Genomic DNA, 5,720 nt, shown 5'->3' with positions numbered 1-5,720 from the left:
GGCCCGGATCGAGCCGTTGCTGCCCGCACCTCGGCAAACCATCGACTGGACCCAATGCCTGGCCGCACGCTGGCAACGTGAGGGGCGCAGCGGTTTTCTGTTGCCCCTGCATGTCAGCCTCGACATGCGCCTGTCCGACCTGATCGGTGTCGACCGGCAACTGGAACAGTTGGGGCGAAATACCCAACAGTTCATCGACGGTATGCCGGCCAACCACGCCTTGCTCTGGGGCTCGCGCGGCACCGGTAAATCGTCGCTGGTGCGTGCCTTGCTCGCCGAACACGCCACCGCCGGTTTGCGCCTGATCGAAATCGAGCGCGATCACCTGGCGGACCTGCCGCGAGTGGTCGAGCAAATCGGCAAGTTGCCGCAGCGCTTCGTGTTGTTTTGCGATGACCTGTCGTTCGAGTCGGGCGAGGGCGATTATCGCGTACTCAAGAGCGTGCTCGATGGCTCCCTTGAGCAGGCACCGGATAACGTTTTGCTTTACGCCACCTCCAACCGTCGTCACTTGGTGCCGGAAAAAGAAAGCGATAACGAGAACTGGAAAAGGGTCGATGGCGAACTGCACCCCAGCGAGGCGGTGGAAGACAAGATCGCGTTGTCGGACCGCTTCGGTTTGTGGCTGTCGTTTTATCCGTTTACTCAGGAACATTTCCTCAACGTTGTCGAACACTGGATCGGTCAACTGGCCGGCAAAGCCGGGCTTGAGTGGCAGCGTGACGACGAACTGGACATCCTTGCGGTGCGCTGGGCCGGGGGCCGAGGCAATCGCAATGGCCGTTGCGCCTATCAATTTGCCCGCTATTGGGTCGGGCTCAAGCTGTTGGAGCACAAAGCATGATTGATTTACAGAAGAGCGGCCAAGGCCTGGATGGTTACGGCATGTTGTGGGCGCAGTTGGAATCGTTGCTGGCGGACGAGCGTGATTTTATCGCCAATGCTGCACAGTTTTCAGCATTCCTGTTCAACCAGCTCGATGATCTGAACTGGGCTGGTTTCTACCTCAATCGTAATGATGAGCTGGTCTTGGGTCCATTCCAGGGGCAGATCGCCTGTGTCCGCATCCCCTTTGGCAGGGGCGTGTGCGGTACGGCAGCGGCCACCTTGCAGACTCAATTGGTTGAAGATGTGCACGCATTTCCCGGGCATATCGCGTGCGACAGCGCATCGAACAGCGAACTGGTTGTTCCGTTGGTCAAGGACGGTCGACTGATCGGTGTGCTGGACCTCGACAGCCCGAAACTGGCGCGTTTCAGCGCTGAAGATCAGGCCGGAATCGAACGGTTGGCGGCAATTTTCCTGCGCCTGACCGATTGCTGATCATGCGCTCAAGCCTGCCTTGACCAGCAGGTTTGACCGGTCAACAGCGTCAATCTGCTGAGGATCGAGAAATCGTTCTGCGTACTGCAAATAAATGTGTGCGTTGATGAACAGTCCGAACAACTCCGGGTCGATGTGGGCGTCACGGCACATGTTGGCCATGATGCCCAAGGCTTCGCTCAAGGTTTTGGCCTTCTTGTAGGGACGATCGGCAGCGGTCAGCGCTTCGAAAATATCGGCAATCGCCATCATGCGCGCCGGCAGGCTCATTTCTTCACGCTTCAACTGTTTTGGATAACCGGTGCCGTCCATTTTCTCGTGATGGCCGCCGGCGATTTCCGCGACGTTGTTGAGGTGCTCGGGAAAGGGCAGGCGGCTGAGCATCAGGATCGTCTGCACCATATGGTGATTGATGATGTAACGCTCTTCGCGAGTCAGCGTACCTCGGGAAATGCTCAGGTTGTAGAGCTCGCCCCGGTTGTACTTGTAGTGCGGTACATCGAGCTTGAAACCCCACGGATTGTCAGCCGGGATCAGTTCACTTTCGGCACGTTCGAACAGGTGCTCGGGTTTATCCGCCAGTAACGGCTCGCTGACGGGCAGCGTCGGCGCCGGCGTTCGATCCTGGCGGCGGTTCTCTTCCCATGAAACCCCGAGCCGATCATCCAGGGTTCGAGTCCAGGTGCGTGAAGCAATGCTGCGCAAGCGTTGCAGGTCGGCTTCGGCCATGGCTTCACCGCCCAGATTGCAGCGGGCGATGAACAGGAAATCATCGTCCAGCTCAGCCAGAATGGCATTGCGCAACTCGGTTTGGTGATGTTCCTCACCCCCTTGGGCAACGGCCTGCCAATAATTGATCCAGGCATSGCGCTTGAGCACCTCGAAACGCATGCGGACCTCGTGGATGCGGTCGTTCAGGGTTTCAAGTTTGGTGGCTTTGTCGACCACGTATTCAGGGGTGGTGACCTTGCCGCAGTCGTGCAGCCATGCCGCGATGTGCAGGGCTTCCCATTCATCTTCCGTGGGCTGATAGCCGCTGAAGGCCGGCTCCTGACTGGCGGCAGCGGCCTGAGCGAGCATCAGCGTCAACGCCGGCACCCGCTGACAATGCCCGCCGGTGTAAGGGCTTTTGGCATCGATCGCCCCAGCAAGCAGTTGTATGAAAGAGTCCAGCAACTGTTTCTGTCTGGCTTGCAGGCGCTGGCTTTCAATACTCACTGCCGCCGCGCCTGACACTGCCTGGAGAAACGCAATGCGGTCCGGGCGAAGCTTTTCCAGGTCGTTTTGTGTGCCGCTGTCGGCCAGCAAGAGGATCAACAGGCCCACGGTTTCGTTATGCCGGTTGTGTAACCGAATGCCGATCAAATGAACCCGTGGGCTGTCCAGCGCAAGCATCACCTTTTGCAGGTCGGCGGCGTTTTCGAAGCTCAGACTGGTGACGACATTGTTGGCGCTAATCAACTGCTGCATCCACTGGGGGCTCTGTGGGTTGTGGAGTTCATAGCCTTGAATCTCGAACGCAGTTAATGCCTGGGCGGCCTCGTTGATCACCAGCCCGTGAGGCTCCATGCGGTCACTATCCTGTTCGCGAAGGTAAATCAGACCCGCCTGGGCCTGCCCGATCTTCACCGTTTCGAATAAAACCCGCTGCAGCAACGGTGCGAAACGGGTCTCGGCGCTCAGGCTGTCAGTGATCTGGAAAAAGCTCGCCAGCGTGTCCTTCATGCGTGCCATCGACACGCTCAACTGATCGACCTCCAGCACTGGCGAGCGTCGGCTGACAGGAAAGTTGAAATTGAAACTGCGGATCGCATCAGCTTCTTGCACGAGTGCGCGCAAGGGTTTGACCAGAACTCTGGAGGTGAGCCATCCCAGCGGCAGGCACAACAGCAACGTCGCCAGAGTAATCAGCGCCCCTTGCCAGCGTATGCGGTAGGCATCGACGAGCAATTCATCTTCCGGTACCAACAGCGCCAGCTGCAATCCTTCAGGGCCGCCTTCCTTCATGCTGCTGCGGGCGACAATCCATTGGCGACCCGCGGCGTCCAGGCGATTACCTTCGGGCGGATGGGCGAGCAGGGCACCGAGTGCCGGATTCAAATCGGCTGCCTTGATCAAGCGTACGGTCTGGTCGTCAACGATCAGCCTGCTGCTGTCGGGATAGGCAACGGCATTGCCTTCGCCATCGAACAGGACTATTTCGGTATGTGGGGTCACCATATGTTTGGCCAGTGTCGCCGACAGATCTGCGAGGGTGAGGTCGGCGCCTATTACCGCATTCGCACCGCTACGCCGGGCCAAGGTGGTGCCCACATCGTGAGTGGAGAAAAACACATAGGGTTCGGTGGTGATCTGGTCCTCATCGCTGCGAGCGCTGCTAAACCAGGCGCGTGTGCGCGGATCGAAGGTTTCGTCGGAGTTATCCTGGCGGTTGACGAGGGCCAGGTTCTGATCAAAAAACAAAGACTGGGACCGCACCTTTCCGCCGTCAGCCGGGTGTTCGATGCTCCAGACTTGATAGGCCGCCATGTCCGGGGCATTGGTGAGTGCTTTCACCGCCGGGATACGTAGGGGACGCACCATGAAAAAGTCGCCATTGCTGTAACCCAGATACAGCGAGGCCAGGTTCGGATTGTCTTTGAGCGACTGGCTAAAGGGTTTCAGCAGCACGAGCCGTTGCTCGAGTGCCGAGGCTTCGGTCGCCGGGTTGTCCGCCAGCAAGCTCAACAGGTGGCGGATTGGTTCATAGGTGCCTTGTAGATCCAACCGGACATCCTGCTCGATCCGGTTGAAGATTCTTTCGCTGCTGGACAGGATGATCTGCGTGGTTTGCCGGTAATTGAAAATGCCCAACATCACGCCCGTAAGCAGCAGCAGGAAGGTAAACATCACGCTGATATGGACGTGCAAAGGAAATCGACGCTGATCGGAGCGCAGTGGACTTGGCATTACATGTCACTCCTTGATGGTAAACACACTCCTCAACGCCCAAGCATAGTTAATGCTCCTTCGTTCTGCTTCTGTCGTTCTGCCTGATTTGTTGTTGCAAGGCTTGCTCCAGTTCGAGCATGGCTCGCTCGATGGCTTTGGTGCAGTTGGCGACGGTTTCGGGGTGGAACGCTTCATGGCAGGCGATTTCGAGCGCCTCGCAGCTTTCAATCAATCGACACGCATGGACGATTCGGGCCGCTCCCTTGATTTTGTGGGCGACGTCGAGGAAAGACTGGCGGTCTTTACACTGGGACAGCGCCCGCAATTGCTCACGGTCCAGACGATTACAGTTCAGCAGTTCGGACAACAAGCGTTGATCCAGCTTCGGATTACCGCCGGTCAGCAGTTGCAGCCCTTCGAGGCTGAACGCCGGATCGCGGGTGATCGGCTTGATGCGATCAATCCACTGCTTCAAGCCCGTCAAGCTGAGGGGTTTGAACAGGCAGTCGTCCATCCCCGCCTGTTTGCAGCGCAGTATTTCTTCCGGCTGGGCATTGGCGGTAAAACCCAGCAGGGTGCAGACCGCGCGGGATTGTTGTTCATGTTGACGAATCAACCGGGCCATTTCGTAGCCATTCATGATTGGCATATTGCAATCGACAATGACCAGGTCGAACAGCCCGTGCTTCCATGCTGCGAACCCGGCTTCACCCTCTGCCGCCGCGCTGCAGTGATGCCCCAAAAACTCCAGTTGCTGACACATGAGCAGGYGATTGGCCGGATGATCATCGACCACCAGGACGTTCAGCGGGATTGAGGTGGACTGAATAGGCGCTTCGGTGGTTTTCGGCATCGGCTCTGGCGGCAATGTTGCCAGATACAGCGATAGTTCAACCTGAGTGCCGGCACCGGGTTGGCTACGCAATTGCAGGCCGCCGCCCATCATCTCGCACAGCGTACGACTGATCACCAGACCCAGCCCAGCGCCCCCACGGGTCGACTGCGCGTTATGGGTCGCTTGAGCGAATGGCTCGAACAAACGCTGTTGATCCTGCTCGCTGATCCCGATTCCGCTGTCCTTGACCTGTACGCGCAGCAAGACCCGATCGGGCTCGTCTGTGGCTTGTAACTCAACCACAATCCGGACCTGACCCTGTTCGGTAAACTTGATGGCGTTGCTGACCAGATTGGACAACACCTGCTTGAAGCGCATCGGGTCTAACAGGACATCGGTTGGTGGTTGTGCAGGACTGAAGTCCAGCAGCAGGCGGAGGTCTTTCTGCCGGGCGAGCCCGTCGAAGATTCTGACCACCGATGCTACCGTTTCACCCAGGTTGACGCGCACCGGGTGCAGGGTCAGATGCCCGGATTCGATGCGCGCAATATCAAGAATATCCCCGATCAATGCCAGCAGGTCTTTCGCCGAGTTGTAGGCGACGTCAATGGCGGGTCGATCCGGATGAGCC

4 protein-coding genes are annotated in these 5,720 nt (G+C 58.1%); 2 read left to right on the top strand and 2 right to left on the bottom strand.

Features of this window, described 5'->3' with window-relative positions; translation table 11 throughout:
* Positions 1-844, top strand: an 844-nt coding sequence (locus AC1DRJ_RS18050) for an ATP-binding protein (protein ID WP_477803359.1), incomplete at its 5' end; no start/stop codon positions are given.
* A complete protein-coding gene (locus AC1DRJ_RS18045) occupies positions 841-1,323 on the top strand; it encodes a GAF domain-containing protein (RefSeq protein ID WP_477803358.1) in 483 nt (160 codons plus the stop codon). The genes AC1DRJ_RS18050 and AC1DRJ_RS18045, both read left to right, overlap by 4 nt.
* Here the strand turns inward: AC1DRJ_RS18045 and AC1DRJ_RS18040 are convergent, their stop codons facing one another.
* Entirely contained in the window at positions 1,324-4,272 is a 2,949-nt protein-coding gene (locus AC1DRJ_RS18040) for an HD domain-containing phosphohydrolase (RefSeq protein WP_477803357.1), read from the bottom strand.
* A gap of 49 nt (positions 4,273-4,321) precedes the next feature.
* Positions 4,322-5,720 (bottom strand): ATP-binding protein (locus AC1DRJ_RS18035; protein WP_477803356.1); only part of this gene is annotated, 1,399 nt, incomplete at its 5' end.

Source organism: Pseudomonas sp. P5_B2 (assembly GCF_056400445.1).
Note: the sequence above shows the minus strand (reverse complement) of the source record. Positions and strands in the feature narration are given on the sequence as shown.

What these genes read in the sequence shown, in the direction of transcription:
- AC1DRJ_RS18045 (WP_477803358.1), top strand. Translation starts at nt 841, where the DNA reads ATGATTGATTTACAGAAGAGCGGCCAAGGCCTGGATGGTTACGGCATG.